Origin of the sequence: Luteimonas sp. 3794 (assembly GCF_031456825.1) — a bacterium.
Classification (GTDB): Bacteria; Pseudomonadota; Gammaproteobacteria; order Xanthomonadales; family Xanthomonadaceae; genus Luteimonas.
The window spans coordinates 436,716-453,056 of record NZ_JAVDVJ010000002.1; the positions used below are offsets into that span (position 1 = coordinate 436,716).

At 67.8% G+C, this 16,341-nt stretch carries 12 protein-coding genes; 7 read left to right on the top strand and 5 right to left on the bottom strand.

Features of this window, described 5'->3' with window-relative positions; genetic code table 11:
• The first annotated feature begins 123 nt into the window (after nt 1-123).
• Nucleotides 124-1,485, top strand: coding sequence for a glycoside hydrolase family 16 protein (locus J2X52_RS05635; protein ID WP_310149943.1), 1,362 nt, complete (start codon nt 124-126; stop codon nt 1,483-1,485).
• Between the two features lie 34 nt (nt 1,486-1,519).
• Here J2X52_RS05635 and J2X52_RS05640 read toward each other — a convergent pair whose 3' ends face one another.
• Nucleotides 1,520-2,479 (bottom strand): glutaminase, encoded by a 960-nt coding sequence (locus J2X52_RS05640; protein WP_310149945.1) that lies wholly within the window; start codon nt 2,477-2,479, stop codon nt 1,520-1,522.
• A 158-nt stretch (nt 2,480-2,637) separates the two neighbouring features.
• Between J2X52_RS05640 and J2X52_RS05645 the strand changes: the two genes are divergently transcribed.
• Nucleotides 2,638-3,600, top strand: a complete 963-nt coding sequence (locus tag J2X52_RS05645) for a glutathione S-transferase family protein (RefSeq protein ID WP_310149947.1) — start codon at nt 2,638-2,640, stop codon at nt 3,598-3,600.
• 1 nt (nt 3,601) lies between these two features.
• Here J2X52_RS05645 and J2X52_RS05650 read toward each other — a convergent pair whose 3' ends face one another.
• Together J2X52_RS05650 and J2X52_RS05655 are read right to left on the bottom strand one after the other, a co-directional pair.
• A complete protein-coding gene (locus J2X52_RS05650; RefSeq protein WP_310149950.1) occupies nt 3,602-4,030 on the bottom strand; it encodes a VOC family protein in 429 nt (142 codons plus the stop codon).
• 2 nt (nt 4,031-4,032) lie between these two features.
• Nucleotides 4,033-4,935 carry a dienelactone hydrolase family protein gene (locus J2X52_RS05655; RefSeq protein WP_310149953.1) on the bottom strand — a complete coding sequence of 301 codons (903 nt, stop codon included), beginning with the start codon at nt 4,933-4,935 and terminating at the stop codon, nt 4,033-4,035.
• 198 nt (nt 4,936-5,133) lie between these two features.
• Here J2X52_RS05655 and J2X52_RS05660 point away from each other — a divergent pair, with 198 nt between their 5' ends.
• Nucleotides 5,134-7,929, top strand: a complete 2,796-nt coding sequence (locus tag J2X52_RS05660) for a TonB-dependent receptor (protein WP_310149955.1) — start codon at nt 5,134-5,136, stop codon at nt 7,927-7,929.
• A gap of 433 nt (nt 7,930-8,362) precedes the next feature.
• Here J2X52_RS05660 and J2X52_RS05665 read toward each other — a convergent pair whose 3' ends face one another.
• Nucleotides 8,363-9,283 (bottom strand): M14 family metallocarboxypeptidase, encoded by a 921-nt coding sequence (locus tag J2X52_RS05665; protein WP_310149958.1) that lies wholly within the window; start codon nt 9,281-9,283, stop codon nt 8,363-8,365.
• Nucleotides 9,284-9,342: 59 nt separating this feature from the next.
• Nucleotides 9,343-12,078 (bottom strand): EAL domain-containing protein, encoded by a 2,736-nt coding sequence (locus J2X52_RS05670; protein WP_310149962.1) that lies wholly within the window; start codon nt 12,076-12,078, stop codon nt 9,343-9,345.
• A gap of 299 nt (nt 12,079-12,377) precedes the next feature.
• On the opposite strand from J2X52_RS05670, the gene J2X52_RS05675 reads away from it, so the two are divergent.
• From J2X52_RS05675 to J2X52_RS05690, 4 genes are read left to right on the top strand one after another with little or no spacing between them, the layout of a single operon-like run.
• Nucleotides 12,378-12,944 carry an RNA polymerase sigma factor gene (locus tag J2X52_RS05675; protein WP_310150286.1) on the top strand — a complete coding sequence of 189 codons (567 nt, stop codon included), beginning with the start codon at nt 12,378-12,380 and terminating at the stop codon, nt 12,942-12,944.
• Nucleotides 12,941-13,924: a hypothetical protein gene (locus J2X52_RS05680; RefSeq protein WP_310149965.1), complete on the top strand. Its 984-nt coding sequence runs from the start codon at nt 12,941-12,943 to the stop codon at nt 13,922-13,924. The genes J2X52_RS05675 and J2X52_RS05680 overlap by 4 nt, the downstream gene beginning before the upstream one ends.
• Nucleotides 13,924-14,514, top strand: a complete 591-nt coding sequence (locus tag J2X52_RS05685; RefSeq protein ID WP_310149969.1) for a YigZ family protein — start codon at nt 13,924-13,926, stop codon at nt 14,512-14,514. The genes J2X52_RS05680 and J2X52_RS05685 overlap by 1 nt, the downstream gene beginning before the upstream one ends.
• Complete coding sequence (locus J2X52_RS05690; RefSeq protein WP_310149973.1) at nt 14,514-16,292, top strand: ABC transporter transmembrane domain-containing protein; 1,779 nt, start codon at nt 14,514-14,516, stop codon at nt 16,290-16,292. Before J2X52_RS05685 ends, J2X52_RS05690 begins: the two co-directional genes overlap by 1 nt.
• Nucleotides 16,293-16,341 lie beyond the last annotated feature (49 nt).

The window sequence follows — 16,341 nt, forward strand, 5'->3', positions numbered from 1 at the left end:
GTGACTGCGTGCCCCGAATAGCACATCGGCGGCGCGACGTTTTGACAGCGTTGTCAATGGACGGCAGCGTCGGTCTCGGTCCAGACCAGGGGGTGGGCCACCACCATCACGCAAGGAGCCCACATGGATCGCACATCCTGCATCGCCCTTCCGATCGCCGCATGCGTCGGCCTCGCCGCACTCACCCTGCCCGCTGCCGTGCAAGCGCAGACGCCGGTTTGGGAGGAAAACTTCAACGGCAATGCGATTGACGGCAACACCTGGACCTTCGATGTCGGCACCGGTTGCCAGATCGGCATCTGTGGCTGGGGCAACAGCGAACTGCAGTACTACACCAGCCGCCCGGAGAACGCGCGCGTCGAGAATGGCAATCTCGTCATCGAAGCACGACGCGAGACCTTCGAAGGCAGCCCCTTCACCTCGGCGCGCCTGAAGACCGAAGGCCGTGTGCACTTCAAGTACGGCACGCTGGAGGCGCGGATCAAGACACCCGAAGCCGGCAACGGCCTCTGGCCGGCGTACTGGATGCTTGGCGCGATCGGCGTGTGGCCCGACCGGGGCGAGATCGACATCATGGAGATCGGCCACGTTGACGGCATCGCGGCCGGCATGGTCAATCGCCGGGTCGGCGGCGCGGTGCACTGGAACTACGGCGGCGGCCACGCCAGTCACGGCGATTTCGCGGACTTCCCGACGGATCTGCATGACGACTACCGCACCTACCGTATGACCTGGGATCCGGCGTTCATCCGCGTCACGGTCGACGGCCTGCAGTACTTCGAGATGGCGATCTCGGACATCGAAGGCGCCTCGCTGCACGAATTCCACCAACCGCATTTCCTGCTGCTCAATCTCGCAGTCGGCGGCACCTACACCGGCATTACGGATCCGAACGGCATCACCGCACCGCTGCCCGGCCGGATGCTCGTCGACTGGATCCGGCTGTACCAGGACCATCCCGACAGCGAACTGCACATCGGCGGTAACAGCGCCGTGCCGTCGGGTCGCTTTGGCGTCTACTCCGAACAGGGCGGCCTGGCCGGCGCGCTGGATTTCGGCAGCGACGCGGACCTGTTCGTCTGGAACAATCTCGCGCCGATCAGCGCCGCGCCGTTCGAAGGCACCGAGGCGATGGCGTTCCGCGCGAGCGCCGGGCAATGGTTCGGTCTGGGCATCCTGACCGAGTACCGGAACATGAGCGCCTACGCAGGCGGTTCCTTGAAGTTCCACATGCGCACGACGACGTCGTCGACGTTCAAGATCGGCATCAACACCTCGTTCGGTGACAGCTGGGTCGACTTCGCTGCAGGCGGGGCGAATTACGGTCTCGTCCGCGACGGGCAGTGGCACGAGGTCACGATCCCCTTCAACGCCTTCTATGATCTGGATCTGCATGCGGTGAAACAGATGTTCATGGTCGTCGCCGACCCACCGGCGCAGGACGTCGAATTGTTCATCGACAACGTCTACTACCAGAGTCCGTGAGTACCCCGGCCGGGCGTGGCGCGCCGCGCCCGGCTTAGAACACCGACAGACCCGTCAGGCGGGTGAAGCGATGCAAGGCGTAACCGCCGAGCAGTGAATTGCCCTTCTCGTCGAGCGCGGGCGACCAGACGCACAGGTTCAACACGTGGGGCACCACCGCGACGATGCCGCCGCCGACGCCGCTCTTGGCCGGCAGGCCCACATGGAACGCGAACTCGCCGGCAGCATCGTAGGTGCCACAGGTCATCATCACCGCGTTGGTGCGCCGGGCGCGCTCGATGCTGGTCACCTGCTCGCCCGACGACGGGCATCTGCCGCGATCGGCGAGGAACTGCAGGCTACGCGCGAGGTCGATGCAGTTCATCTTCAAGGCGCACTGGAAGTAGTAGAAATCCAGCACCGCCTGCACGTCGTTCTTGATGTTGCCGAAGCTGCGGATGAAGTTGGCCAGCGCCACATTGCGGTAGCCGCTCTTGCGCTCCGACTCCCAGATTTCGTCGTCGCGGCCGATGTCCGCATTGCCCGAGCGCTCGCGCATGAACTGCAGCAGCGCGGCCTCCGGATCGTCGTAGTGCGACAGGATCACGTCGGCGACGACGATCGCGCCGGCATTGATGAAGGGATTACGCGGGATCCCGCTCTCGTGCTCGAGCTGGATCAGCGAGTTGAACGGATCGCCCGACGGCTCGCGACCGACCCGCTTCCATAGATCGTCACCGGCCTTGTCGAGCGCAAGCGTCAGCGTATGCACCTTGGAGATGCTCTGGATCGAGAACGGCGCATGCGCCTCACCGACGGTGTGGATCTCACCATCGAGCGTCGCGACCGCCATGCCGAAGGTGTCGGGCGACACCGACGCCAGCGCCGGAATGTAGTCGGCCACCTTGCCCTTCTGCTCGCCGAAGCGTTCGCGGACCTCGCTGTGGATGGTCCGCAGGATGCCCGGGATATCGTGCCGTCCGAGATCGTGCGGGTTCTGCGGGGGGTTGCGCATGTCGACTCGCTTGGAACACGGGCGTGCAGCATGGCGATGCGGGTGTGACCGTGCGGTCACAGCACCGCGCCCGCGGGTGACCACCTCGCCTTGACCCGGTATCGGCGAGGCTGTGCTCCACCGCACACCGCGCTGCAATCGCACAGGACACAGAACACATGGGCATGCTGATCGAAGGCCGCTGGGAATCCGACGACGACAAGCTCGTCGGTGAGGACGGCGCGCTGAAACGGCCCGAGTCGGCCTTCCGCAACTGGATCACGCCTGACGGCGCGCCCGGGCCGACCGGCGAAGGCGGGTTCCCCGCCGAGCCCGACCGTTATCACCTGTACATCGCGCGCGCCTGCCCCTGGGCGCATCGCGCAGCGATCTTCCGCGAGCTCAAGGGCCTGCAGTCGATGATCGGACTGTCGGTCACGCACTGGCTGATGGCCGACGACGGCTGGACCTTCGCCAATGGGCCCGACGTGATTCCCGATCCACTGCACGGCGCCGAGACGGTCTGGCAGCTCTATGTGCGCGCCGATCCGCGCTACACCGGCCGCGTGACCGTGCCGGTGCTGTGGGACACGCAGCGCGAGACCATCGTCAGCAACGAATCGGCCGACATCATCCGCATGTTCAACAGCGCGTTCGATGGCGTCGGTGCGACGTCCGGTGACTTTGCGCCGGCGGCGCTGATCGGCGAGATCGACGCGCTCAACGAGCGCATCTACGACGGGCTCAACAACGGCGTCTACAAGGCGGGCTTCGCGACCAGCCAATCCGCCTACGACGAGGCTGTGCGTGGCGTGTTTGACACCCTCGACTGGCTCGAATCACACATGTCCGGGCGCACCTGGCTGTGCGGCGACGTGCAGACCGAGGCCGACTGGCGCCTGTTCACCACTTTGCTCCGCTTCGACGCGGTCTACCACGGCCACTTCAAGTGCAACCTGCGGCAGCTGAGGGAGTACCCGGTGCTGTCGGCCTACGCGCAGCGGCTGTACGCAACGCCTGCGGTCGCGCCGACGGTGGATTTCGATCACATCCGTCGCCACTACTACCAGAGCCATCGCCAGATCAATCCGACCGGTATCGTGCCGGCGGGTCCGGACCCGCTCTTCCCGGGCGTGGTCTGAGTCAGGCGCCGGGAGATGCGGGCCGTGTAGCCGTGCTGACCGCCGACTTGCTCTCGTAGAGTTCCAGCGGCAAGCCGTCCGGATCGGCGAAAAACACGAAACGCTGACCGGTGTGGGCATCAACGCGCGCGGGTTCCAGCGCGACGCCGCTTGCCGCGAGCTGCGCGCAGGCCACGTCGATGTCGTGGACGGCGAATGCCAAGTGCCGCAGGCCACGCGCCTCCGGCCAGGACGGGCGCGCCGGCGCATCCGCAAACGAGAACAACTCGATCTGGCCGCCGTCCGGCAGTGCGAGATCAAGCTTCCAGGACTGCCGCTCTTCGCGGAAATGCTCGGCCAGCACACGCAGGCCCAGCGTCTCGACGTAGAACGCCTTCGACACCGCGTAGTCGCTGCAGATCACCGCGACATGGTGCAGACCGCGCAACATGGTCAGGCGGGCGTTTTTAATGTGCGTGCGAACAGCGCCAGCATCTTCGACCAGGCGTCCTTGGCGGCGGCCTCGTCGTAGCGCGGCGTGGTGTCGTTGTTGAAGCCGTGTTCGGTGTCGGCCGGCTGATACAAGGCGAATGTCTTGCCGGCTGTTTTCAACGCAGCTTCGTAATCGGGCCACTGCGCATTGACGCGCGCATCGTTGGACGCCAGCGCCACCAGCAGTTCGGCCGCGATCTTCGGCACATCTTCGAGCGGCGCCGCCGGTCCGTAGAACGGCACCGCCGCGCGCAGCGAGGGCAATTGCGTGGCCAGCCAGTTCGCCATGCCGCCGCCGTAGCAGAAGCCGACCACGCCGAGGCGGCCATTGCCGCCGTCGATCGCCTGCAGCCAGCCCGCGGCAGCCAGGAAGTCCTGCTGCGCCTTGTCCTGATCGAGCGTGGCGAACAGGGCGCGCGCGGCGTCTTCTTCGCCCGGATAGCCGCCCTTGGGAAACAGCGCATCCGGCGCGAACGCGATATAGCCTTCGAGCGCGACACGCCGCGCGACATCCTCGATATGCGGATTGAGCCCGCGGTTCTCGTGCACCACCAGCACCAGCGGCAACGGGCCGCTCGCGCCCGCCGGCCGGACCAGGTAGCCGCGTCCGCGGCCATTGCCCTCGGGGGCATCGAATTCGACGTGGCGCGTCTGCAGACGCGCGTCATCGGGTGCGATCTGTTGCGCGCTGGCGAACTGTGGACTCAGCGCGGCCAGCAGACCTGCCGCGCCTGCGGCGCCGGCAATGCGACCGGCGCGCGTCAGAAAGCCGCGTCGGTCGATCGCGCCGTGCACGTAGTCATCGAACAGGGCGAGCACGTCGGGGTCGAAATGGCGTGCGGTCTGCTTCGGCGGTGTGGACATCACGGGCTCCTGCGGCGGATCGGATACCGATGGTAATCGCGGCGGCCGGGTGACGTACGAAGTTCCGACCAGCGCTGCACCGCAACAAAACTTCAATACATCGTCGTTAGCCTGCGCCCCGGTCGCACCGCGGCCATCGCGTCGCGTGCAAGCGCACGGCGCGCGTTCGTCCAACCGTCTCCTAGGGGAACACCTGGCATGAAGTCCTACCACCCGGCGCGCCGCGCGCCCGGGCCGCGCCCGCGCTGCCTGAGCCGCAGCATCCATCTCCTTCTCGTCGGTGGCATGGTCGCCATGCCGACGCTCGCCCTGGCGCAGGACGCGCCGGCAGCAGACGACATCCGGGCACTGGACGCGGTGACGGTCAACGGAAGCTACAGTCGCAGCCTCGAGCAGGCGGTCGATCTGAAGCGCGACAACGTGGGCTTCTCCGATTCAATCGTCGCCACCGACGTGGCCGATTTCCCCGAGCAGAATCTCGCCGAGGCGCTGCAGCGCATGCCGGGCGTGACCATCGAACGCAGCAAAGGCCTTGGCGCGCGGGTCAATGTGCGCGGGCTGCCCTCCGACTACACACATGTCTCGATCAACGAGCTCGCCACCGCTTCGGGCAGCGGTGGCCGCGAGGTCGAGTTCGACATCTTCGCCTCCGAGATCATCCAGCAGGTCACGGTGCAGAAGTCCCCGACGGCTGCCGATGAAGAAGGCGGCATCGCCGGTTCGGTGAAGATCTCCACCGCGCGTCCGTTCGACTACAGCAGCCGCCAGCTGGTCGCCTCGTTCGAAGGCGCGCACAACTCCATCTCCGAGGAAACCGACCCCAAGCTGTCCTTCCTCGCCGCCGACACCTGGGGCAACTGGGGCGCCCTGGTGTCGATCTCGAGCGCCAAGCGCACCAATCGCACCGACGCGACCTCGGGCATCAACTTCCGGCCGATGTCGCGCTTCCTCGGCGCCTCGGGCGTGCGCGGATCGCAGGCCGAAGCGGTGATCGAGCGCGACACCGGTCGGCAGATCGGCAACCGCAACGACACTGCCGAATCGAACCTGATCGTGTTCCAGGACAAGGTCGGCGACCGCGTCTTCCTCAACGAGCAGGACAAGTGGGGCGCGACGGGCTCGCTGCAGTTCAAGCCCAGCAACGACTTCAGCCTGACCTTCGACGCGTTGATCGGCGGCTACGATTCCAACGAGGACGAGTACGACGCGGCGGCCTATTCCGCGTCCAGCCGCAGCACGCTCGAGACCATCCACGAGTACGACGACACCACGCTGGCCCAGCACGGCATCCTGGTGTTGCGCGACGTGTCCTACACCGCCACCCAGCACGAGTTCCTGAGCAAGGAACGGCGCAACGAGACCGATTTCCGCCAGTACAGCGCGGCGCTCGACTGGCGCAGCGACACCTGGACCATCGATGCCCTGCTCGGCTACTCCGGCGCGCGGAAGTCGCTCGACTACGCGAACCTCAAGCACGTGGCGTATGCGCCCTCGCGGACGCGGTGGAACGGCAACAGCGGCGAGACGATCCCGAGCGCCTCGTCGAACGGGTTCGACATGTACAACTCGCCGGAACGCTATCTGTTCGAAGCCTACGAGACCACGCTCGAGCAGATCAGCGACGACAAGTACGCCGCCCAGGTCAACATCGCCAAGACCCTGGACCTGGCCTTCCTGCCGGCGCTGCGCGGGGTGCAGTTCGGCGCGCGCCATACCGACAAGTCGAAGGAGCGTGCCTACGGCGAAGCCAAGATCGGCGGGCCGTCGGCCGGCGACAACCGCTGGGTCAACACCCGCACGCTGGCCGACAGCCAGCTGCGCCCGATCGGCGACATCGTGCCCGGCGGTGCCTACACCGCGCGCGACCTCGACTGGCAGATGGCCTCCAACGCCTATGCGCGCGACACGTTCCGCTACGCGGGCTTCTCCACGCCGTTCGACGACGCGCAGTACTACCGTGTCGATGAGCAGGCCACGGCGCTGTACCTGATGACGGACGTGGCCTTCGAGCTGGGCCGGGTGCCCGTCGACATCAATGCCGGCGTGCGCTACATCGACACCTCGGTGACCTCGTTCGGCTACCACCCGGTACAGAACCCCGACGGCAGCACCGGCTACACCGACACGCCGGTCTCGATGGACGGCGATTACAGCGACGTGCTGCCGAGCCTCAACCTCAGCGCGGAACTGCGCGAAGGTCTGCTGCTGCGCGCCGCAGCGTCGCAGACGCTGATCCGCCCGGCGATGACCGACATTGCCTACAAGCGCACCGCGAGCTGGAGCTCCTACCGCTTCACCGACGGCAACCCGGCACTAAAGCCGACCTATGCCGACCAGTGGGAAATCGGCCTGGAGCAGTACCTCGACAATGGCGGGCTGCTGGCGGCGTCCTACTTCCGCAAGAAGATCGATGGCGTGGTGATCAACGCGCTGACCGGGGTGGTCGCGGACGTGCCCGTCTACAACGCCAACGGCACGCTCAACGGCATTTACGACTTCGACGTCTACCAGCCGATCAACGCCGCTGGCGCGTACGAGGTCGACGGCGTCGAACTGATCGCCCAGCTGCCGCTGACGGCACTGCACCCGGCGCTCGAAGGCTTCGGCATCAACGCCAACTACACGATGCTCGACAGCTCGCTGGCAGGGCAGTCCGCCCTCGGCATCCAGACGCCGATGCCGGGCCTGGCAGAGAAGACCTGGAACCTGACCGCGTACTACGAGAACGCACGCTTCGACGCGCGCGTGTCCTACAACCACAAAAGCGAATACGTGGAATCGATCGGCTACAACATGTATCCGATCTACCGCGATGCCTACGGCCAGCTCGACGTGTCGATCGGGCTGCGTCTGGCGGACAACGTGAAGCTGAGCCTCAAGGGCATCAACATGACCGACGAGGCGACGACCGGCTACACCATGGATCCGTCGTTCCCGACGATGTACGAACTGTCGGGCCGCCGCATCTCGCTGGGCCTGCGCGCGGATTTCTGATTGGCGGCACTGCGATTGGATCGGGAGAAGCCACCGCATGCGGTGGCTTTTCTTTCGCAGGCGACGTCGTTGAACAGATTTGGTTCCTGTTCGAGAACCGGTCCGGTTGACGGGAGGGGCGTCGACGCTCAGTCGGACAACGCGGCCTCGGAAGCGGCTCCCTCCCAAGCATGCGGGGCTTTGCGCCCTGCGCGGATGGACGCTTGGGATGGGAGCGAACGGCCGGATTGCGGCACGAACGGGATACGCGCCGTGCAGATTTGAATCGTCAGATCTACCTGATCTGAGTGCGCGCGCGCCCCTCCCCGCCATGCGGGGGAGGCCTTCCGATGACCGGCCGCTTTCGAGACTGGCCGACCTGGAGCACTTGCCGTGTACGGCCTTCAGTACGCGGGGGATCAAACGGGCAGACACCGTCCGAACACGTTTTCGATCAGCGATGCGCCAGGGCGTAATCCAGCGCCGCGACGATCGACGCGACCTGCGCGGCATTGCATTCGGCCGGTGTCGTGCGGGGGCTGTCGGGATAGACCTCGGTCGTGGTGACGTAGCGCGCGCCGGTGATGCCGGCGCACAGGCCGAGCGTCTCGACCGGATACTCGATGACGCCGTGGGCGACGACGGGCGAACCGATCATCTGGCCGTCGGCATCGGCCGGCGCGATATGCGTCACCTGCTCCACCGCGGCGATCACCGCCTGCTGGAATGCGGGCTGTGGGCGCTCGCTGTCGTCGACCAGATAGAAGCCATCGGGGATGCCCCCCGGCTCGAATGCCACGCCGTCGCGCGCGGCCAGCGCCGGACGGAACTCGGATTCGTCGCTGTCGGTGGTCTCGTGCAGGTCCACGTGCACCAGCACGCTGCCCCGCAACGGCGCAAGCAGCGCGACCAGCGCCGCCGACTCTCTCGCCGGGCTGCCCGCGCGGAACGATCGGTTGGGATCGATCGCATCGATGTTCCAGCGCTGGATGTGTTCGTAACCCCAGGGGCTGACACACGGCACGACCAGCAGATTGAGCCGGCCCGCATAGGTGCCGGCAGACTGCTCGACGAATTCCAGTGCACCCTCGATTCCGCTGGTCTCGTAGCCGTGCACGCCCCCGGTGACCACAGCGATCGGCAGGTCGCGGTTCCAGTCGCGGCTGCGGACCGCAAGCAAGGGATAGTGGCGCCCGCCTGCGTCCAGCGTGCCGTAGGTGTCGACGTCGAAGCGATCGCGCAACGCATCGACGCGTGTCACGACATCGTCGGCGTGACTGCGGCGGCGAATCTGGCGCGCACGCCACTGCGCGCGTTCGGACTCGCCCCAGGGCTGGCCGGGCGTGCCGACGGGATAAAACAGGCTGTGCTGCATGGGTGCTCCGCTGCCGGGAAAATCGCCGGCACTCTAGCACCGCGCCCGCGGGCGCCCGCTCAGATCGGCATGGGCCGCCCGTAGAGGTAGCCCTGCCCGTACTGGCAGCCGAGCTCGTCGAGGATCTCACGCTGCGCCGGCGTTTCGATGCCTTCGGCAATCGTGTCGATTCCGAGCGTGCCGGCAAGCGCGAGGATTGCGCGCACCAGCGCCAGGCTCTCGGCATGCAGGTCGCTACCCAGGCCCTGGACGAAGCTCTGGTCGATCTTCAGCGCCCGGATCGGGAAGCGATGCAGATAGGACAGCGCCGAGAAGCCGGTCCCGAAATCGTCGAGCAGGGCCAGCACGCCGCGTTCGCGCAGCAGGCTGAGCATGCGCAGTGCGCGCGGTGCATCGTCGAGCAGCGCGACCTCGGTGATCTCGATCCGCAGGCGCGCAGGGTCCGCGCCGGCGCCGTCCACCAGCTGCATCAGACGCTCGACGAAATCGTCCGAGCGGAAATGTCGCGGCGAGACGTTGATCGATACGTAGCCTGGCGCATCCAGCTTCGCCATCATGCCGATCACCTTGCGATACATCAGCCAGTCGACCTGTTCGATCAGGCCGCTGTCCTCGCCGACGCCGATGAACTCGGCGGGCGGCAGGATTCCGTGCAGCTCGTGCCGCCAGCGCAGCAGGGCCTCGTGGCCGATCACCACCCCGTCGGACAGGCGCACGATCGGCTGGAAGAACGGTTCGAACGCATCCTGCAGGATCGCACGGCGCAGGTCGGCTTCCAGATCGAGCAGTCGCGTGGCTTCGGCGCGCATCGCCTCGTCGAAGCGTTCACTGCGGTCGCGGCCGCAGGCCTTGGCGCGATACATGGCCGCGTCGGCGTCGCGCAACAGGCCGTCGCCATCGGCGCCCGGGTGCGACATCGCGATGCCGATGCTGGCCGATGGATAGAGCTCGCGCCCGGCCACCCACATCGGCCGCGCCAGGGTGGCCAGCAGCGCCGCCGCCATCGTGTCGGCAACGCACGCGTCGTCGACGCCGCCCAGCACCACCGCAAACTCGTCGCCGCCCAGCCGCGCCGCCATGTCCTGAGGCCCGAGCAACGCGGAAATGCGTTGCCCGACCTCGATCAGCATTGCGTCGCCGGCCGCATGGCCGACGCTGTCGTTGATGAGCTTGAAACGGTCGAGATCGAGGAAGAGCACCGCGAAGGGCTCCTGACGGCTTTCCGACGACGCGAGCGCGGCATTGAGCCGTTCGAGCAGTTGGACGCGGTTCGGCAGGCCGGTCAGTGGGTCGTGACGCGCCTGGTGGACGAGACGCTGCTGCGCGCGGACCCGCTCGCCGATCTGCGCACGCAGTTCGCGATTGGCCTGTTCCAGCTCGCGCGTGCGTGCATCCACCCGGAACTCGAGCTCGGTATGCGCCGCCTTCAGGGCTTCCTGCGCGCGTTTACGCTCCAGGGCGCTGTCGATGTGGTGCGCGACGAAGGTCAGCAGCGCCTGGTCGGCCTGCGTGAACTGGATGGCCGGGTCGTAGCTCTGCACCGCGATCGCACCGACCGGCCGCCCGTCCCGGCTCAGCGGCACGCCGAGCCAGCACTGCGCCTGGGTGCCGCGACTCTGCAGGTCGCCGCGGGCCTCGAGCAAGGCGATGCTTTCGCGCCGCGCGAGCAGTGGCTCGCCGCTGTCGAGAACGTATTCGGTGAGTCCGTTGGCCCGCTTGCGCGGACGCCGGGCGATGTCGCGCTCGTCGACCGAATAGGGAAACTCGATGCGCTGGCCGTCCTGGCTCAGCATCGCGATATAGAAGTTCCGCGCATACAACAGCTCGCCGACGATCGCATGCAGGTCGGCGTAGAAACGCTCCACGCTGCCGGCGGCCACCGATAGTTCGCTGATCCGGTAGAGCGCCCGCTGCAGGCGTTCGGCGCGCGCGCGCTCGGCAATCTGCGCCTGCAGGCCGAAATTCGCGTCCTGCAGTTCCTGGGTGCGCGAGTCCACACGGCGCTCCAGCTCGGACTGCGCCTGTTTGCGGTCGAGCGCGGTCAGGATGTGCTGGGCCACGAACTCGAGCAGTGCCCGGTCTTCCTGGGTGTAGCGATCGGGCCGGTCATAGCTCTGCACCACGATCGCCCCGCAGACGCGTCCGTCGCGGCGCAGCGGCACGCCCAGCCAGTCGGCGCTGTCCGGGCCGTGCAGCGGGTTTTCGGCGTCGACGCCATGGGCGCGCCGCAGCTGCGCCGACGGCCCTAGCATCGGCTGCCCGGCACGCAGCAGCGCGATGGTCAGGCTGTTGGGCATGTCACTGACATGCAGTTCCTGTTCGGGATCCGCGACCCAGGGATCGCGCGCATCGACGAAATACAGGAACCGCAACGTCTCGCTGAGGTCGTCATAGAGCACGATGTAAAAGTTCTCGGCGGTCATCAGCGCACCGACCACGCCGTGGATCCGCGCCAGCACGTCCCCCATCTCCAGCGACGAGCCGGCGAGATCGGCGATCTCGTACAGCGCCTGCTGCAGCCGCTCCGAGCGTTTCAGCGCCGCCACGCCATGGGCGGTGACCAGCGAGTCCAGGGCCGCCAGCATCGTGTTCGCCGCCAGGCGTGCCCAGGCGTCGCGCAGCGCCTCGTCCGCGCCGGCGCCGGTGGCCACAGCAATCCGCATGCCGTCACGTCGGCCGTGCTGCACGCATGCGCCCTCGGGCACCCCACCCTCGTCGTCATCGAGTGCGGCCATGGCGACATCGCGCATCGAGGGCTGGGCGCCCGTCGCATCGATCACGCCGCGCCCGCTCAAGGCGCACTCCCAGGCGATCGCCACCGCGAGCCCGGCAGGTGCAGTGTCCAGAATGTCGCGGGCGCGCCCTGCCGCGTCGACCCGCGACGGAAGTAGAGACTCGGGAAGCGGACGATCAGGCACGTGATGTGGGCGAATGCAGACTGCAGCGAGCATACCCAATCCCCGGATCGATCCCGCACCCGTGACCCCGAATGCCGCGGCGACGCGTTCGTCAGTCCATGTCCGCATGCACCGCTTCCGCGCGCCGCACCCATGAAGTCTTCACGGCCGCGGCCGCAGCACGTAACCTGCCCGCCATGCCCGACATCGCCAGCCAGCAGGAACCGCCCGGCGACGATGCCCTGATGCAGGCGTGGGTGCATGGCGATGTCATGGCGTTCGAGACGCTCTACCGCCGTCACCGGGACAAGCTTTACCGGTTCCTCGTACGCCAGCTGCGCAACGGTGCGCTGGCCGACGAGGTGTTCCAGGACATCTGGCAGCGCGTGATCGCCGCGCGCGGCACCTGGCAACCGGAGGCGCTGTTCACCACCTGGCTCTACCGGATTGCCCACAATCGTCTCGCCGATCACTGGCGCGCCGCGCAGCACCGGCCGCCGCCGCCCGAGGACGCGGACCTGCGCACCGCGCGGATCGTCGATCCGGACTCGCCCGAGCGGCAGCTGTCCGAGTTCGAGCAGCGTCGCCAGTTGCAGCTGGCGCTCGAGGCGCTGCCTGAGGAGCAACGCGAGGTGGTGCTGCTGCGGCTGGAGCAGGAACTGACGCTGGAGGAGATCGGCGCGATCACCGGCGTCGGCCGCGAAACCGTGAAATCGCGCCTGCGCTATGCGATGGACAAACTGCGCACGTTATTGAACCCATGACCTCAACCGACCGCCCACCGCTGACGCCCGAAGAACGCCTGCTGGCCGATCGCCTGACACGCGACGGCGGTGCCGTGTCGCCGTCGGCCGCGCTCGACGCGGCAATCCTCGGCGCTGCGCGCGAAGCCGCGGATGCAGGCGCGCCGCAGCCGCACGTCGCCGTCGCACACCGGCGGACACCGCCCCGACGCCGAGGATGGCCATTCGCCGCCGGCATTGCCGCGTCGCTGGCACTGGCGGTCGGCATTGCCTGGCAGTTGCGTCCGGCTCCCGAAACGGAAATGCGTGCGGCATCCGAGCGGCCCGATGTGGCTGCATCCGATACCGCACCTGCACCGGAAGTGCTCCGGTCCCACGAAGAGGCAGCGCCGGGCCCCATGCAAGCGCCATCGCCGGCACCTGCCAACCCCCGGGTGCCGGCTGCAGATGCAAATGCAAGCGTGGACGAAGCACCACGGCCTGCAGCAAGGCAGCGGGAAGCGGTCGCGGTCGAATCGGTAGAGGCGACATCGACGCCTGCGCCCGCAAACGCGCAGCAGCAGGCCGAACGCGGAACTGCATTCGGCGCCGATGTGCACGCTGCGTCCGCGGCGCCGCCTGCGACACCCGCGGCCGCGCCGGCACCCTCGGCACCCGCACCTGCACGACCGCCTGCACCGCCCGCCCCGCCCGCGCCGATGCAGGCGCCTGCGGCGGAGGCGACAGCACGTTCCGCGGCGGCTCCTGCGGCGAGTGCGGCTATGCAACAGCGCCGCGCGGAATCGCAGGCGCTGATGCTCGACACGATCGACGACGTGCCCGATGACGGCGATCCACCCGCCTCTGCCGATGCGCCCGAAGTACGTGCCGCCTGGCTGGCGCGCGTGCGTGAGCTGCTCGATGCCGGGCGCATCGCTGAGGCCAAGGCGAGCCTGGCCGAATTCCACCGCCGGCATCCGCAGGCCGAACTGCCGCCGGATCTGCGCGCGTTGCTGGACTGATGCCGCTCGACACCCTGGCCGGGCCGGTCGACCACACGCTCGAGGTCAAACACAGCCGCTTCATCGCGCACGCGGCGCCGGTCGACGATGCTGACGGCGCCGCCGCTTTCATGCAGCAGGTGCACGTGGCCGATGCCACCCACAACTGCTGGGCCTGGCGCATCGGCGATCAATACCGCTCCAGCGACGATGGCGAGCTTGCCGGCACCGCGGGGCGCCCGATCCTCGCCGCAATCGATGGTCAGGGCTTCGACCGCGTCGCGGTCGTCGTCGTGCGCTGGTACGGCGGCATCAAGCTCGGCGCTGGCGGGCTTGTCCGTGCTTACGGCGGCTGCGCAGCCGAATGCCTGCGCACCGCGCCGCGCGTCGCGCTGGTCGAAATGGCGACGCTGCGGCTGCATGCGCCGTTCGACGCGATCGGCAGCGTGCACGCTGCGCTGCCGGCCGCACTCGCGGTCAAACGCGAAGAGACCTTCGACACCCAAGGCGTGTCCGTGGTGCTGGACTTGCCGGCCGATCGCGTCGACGACTTGAAAACCCGCCTGCGCGATGCCACCCGTGACCGGGTCCGCATCGACGACAATGGCTGATGGCATTCCAATCCCCCCGCTCGACGCCTGACGCCGGCGAACCGAAGGCGCGCATCGGCGCGCTCAAGACCCTGTGGCCGTTCGTGATGCGCCAACGCGGCCTGTTCGCCGCCTGGATGGTCGCGCTCGCGCTGTCGTCGGCCGCGACGCTGAGCCTGCCGATGGCGGTCAAGCAGATGATCGACCACGGTTTCACCGGCGGCGACCAGATCGACCAGGCGTTCGCGCTGCTGCTGCTCGTCGCGATCGCGCTGGCGGTGTTCACCGCGGCGCGGTTCTTCTTCGTCTCGCTGCTCGGCGAGCGTGTCGTCGCTGACCTGCGCAACCGGCTCTACGGGCATCTGCTCGATCTCGACCAGACCTTCTTCGAGCAGACCCGCAGCGGTGATCTGGTCTCGCGGCTGAGCGCGGACACCGAACTGCTGCGCGCGGTCGTGGGCTCGACGATGTCGGTCGCGCTGCGCAGCACGGTGATGGTGATCGGCAGCGTCGCGATGCTGGTGGTCACCAGCCCACGGCTCGCGGCGTTCACCCTGATCGGCATTCCGCTGTTCGTACTGCCGCTGGTGCTGGGCGGGCGCAAGCTGGCGAAGATCTCGCGCCAGAGCCAGGACCGCGTGGCCGATGCCAATGCGCTCGCCAACGAGACCCTGACCGCCATCCGCACCGTGCAGGCGCATGCGCGCGAGCCGTGGGAGCGCGGACGCTTCGGCGAGGCGGTCGCGCAGTCGGTCGCCACCGCGCGCCGGCGCATCGGCCTGCAGTCGATCATCACCGCGGTCGCGATCACCCTGATCTTCGGCGCGGTGACGGTGGTGCTGTGGTCGGGCGCGCACGATGTGATCGAAGGCCGCATGACCGCCGGAACGCTCGGCCAGTTCGTGCTCTATGCGCTGTTCGGTGCGGGCTCGGTCGGTGCGCTCGCGGAAGTGTGGAATGAACTGCAGCGTGCCGCCGGCGGCATGGGCCGGATCGGCGAGCTGCTGGTCGAGCATCCCGGCATCCGCGCGCCGGATGCGCCGGCCACCCTGCAGGAACCCGTGCGTGGCGAACTGCGCTTCGAGAACGTGCGGTTCAACTATCCTTCGCGTCCGGACGCGCCGGCGCTGGAGCATTTCAACCTCCATGTCGCCCCCGGCGAGACCGTCGCCCTGGTCGGCCCGTCCGGTGCCGGCAAAAGTACGGTGCTGTCGCTGCTGCTGCGCTTCCATGACCCTGCCGAAGGCACGGTGTCGATCGACGGTGTCGACATCCGCGGGCTCGATCCCGCCGCGCTGCGCGACCATCTCGCGCTGGTGCCGCAGTCGCCGACCATCTTCGCCACGAGCGCACGCGAGAACATCCGTTATGGCCGCCTCGACGCCAGCGATGCCGACATCGAAGCGGCAGCCCGCGCCGCGGAAGCCGATGCATTCATCGGTGAACTGCCCGACGGCTACGACGCCCAGCTCGGCGAACGCGGCGCGCGGCTGTCTGGCGGCCAGCAGCAGCGCATCGCGATCGCCCGCGCCCTGCTCCGCGACGCCCCGGTACTGCTGCTCGACGAAGCGACCTCCGCGCTCGATGCGCAGAGCGAGTTTGCCGTACAGGAAGCGCTGGCGCGTCTGATGGAGGGCCGCACGACGCTGGTCATCGCGCATCGGCTGGCGACCATCCTCAAGGCCGACCGCATCGTGGTCATGGATCGCGGCCGCATCGTCGCCCAGGGCACGCATGCGGACCTGTTGGCGCAGGGCGGGCTTTACGCGGAGTTGGCGCGGTTGCAGTTCATCGACTGAGCCGATGCCGCTTCACCTGTAGGCGCGCGCTTGCGCGCGACAGAACTGC

Bases quoted from the DNA above. Each gene is read 5' to 3' on its own strand.
- J2X52_RS05660 (WP_310149955.1), top strand. From the start codon at position 5,134: ATGAAGTCCTACCACCCGGCGCGCCGCGCGCCCGGGCCGCGCCCGCGC.
- J2X52_RS05665 (WP_310149958.1), bottom strand. From the start codon at position 9,283: ATGCAGCACAGCCTGTTTTATCCCGTCGGCACGCCCGGCCAGCCCTGG.
- J2X52_RS05690 (WP_310149973.1), top strand. From the start codon at position 14,514: ATGGCATTCCAATCCCCCCGCTCGACGCCTGACGCCGGCGAACCGAAG.
- J2X52_RS05685 (WP_310149969.1), top strand. From the start codon at position 13,924: ATGCCGCTCGACACCCTGGCCGGGCCGGTCGACCACACGCTCGAGGTC.
- J2X52_RS05640 (WP_310149945.1), bottom strand. From the start codon at position 2,479: ATGCGCAACCCCCCGCAGAACCCGCACGATCTCGGACGGCACGATATC.
- J2X52_RS05675 (WP_310150286.1), top strand. From the start codon at position 12,378: ATGCCCGACATCGCCAGCCAGCAGGAACCGCCCGGCGACGATGCCCTG.
- J2X52_RS05635 (WP_310149943.1), top strand. From the start codon at position 124: ATGGATCGCACATCCTGCATCGCCCTTCCGATCGCCGCATGCGTCGGC.
- J2X52_RS05645 (WP_310149947.1), top strand. From the start codon at position 2,638: ATGGGCATGCTGATCGAAGGCCGCTGGGAATCCGACGACGACAAGCTC.
- J2X52_RS05650 (WP_310149950.1), bottom strand. From the start codon at position 4,030: ATGTTGCGCGGTCTGCACCATGTCGCGGTGATCTGCAGCGACTACGCG.
- J2X52_RS05655 (WP_310149953.1), bottom strand. From the start codon at position 4,935: ATGTCCACACCGCCGAAGCAGACCGCACGCCATTTCGACCCCGACGTG.
- J2X52_RS05680 (WP_310149965.1), top strand. From the start codon at position 12,941: ATGACCTCAACCGACCGCCCACCGCTGACGCCCGAAGAACGCCTGCTG.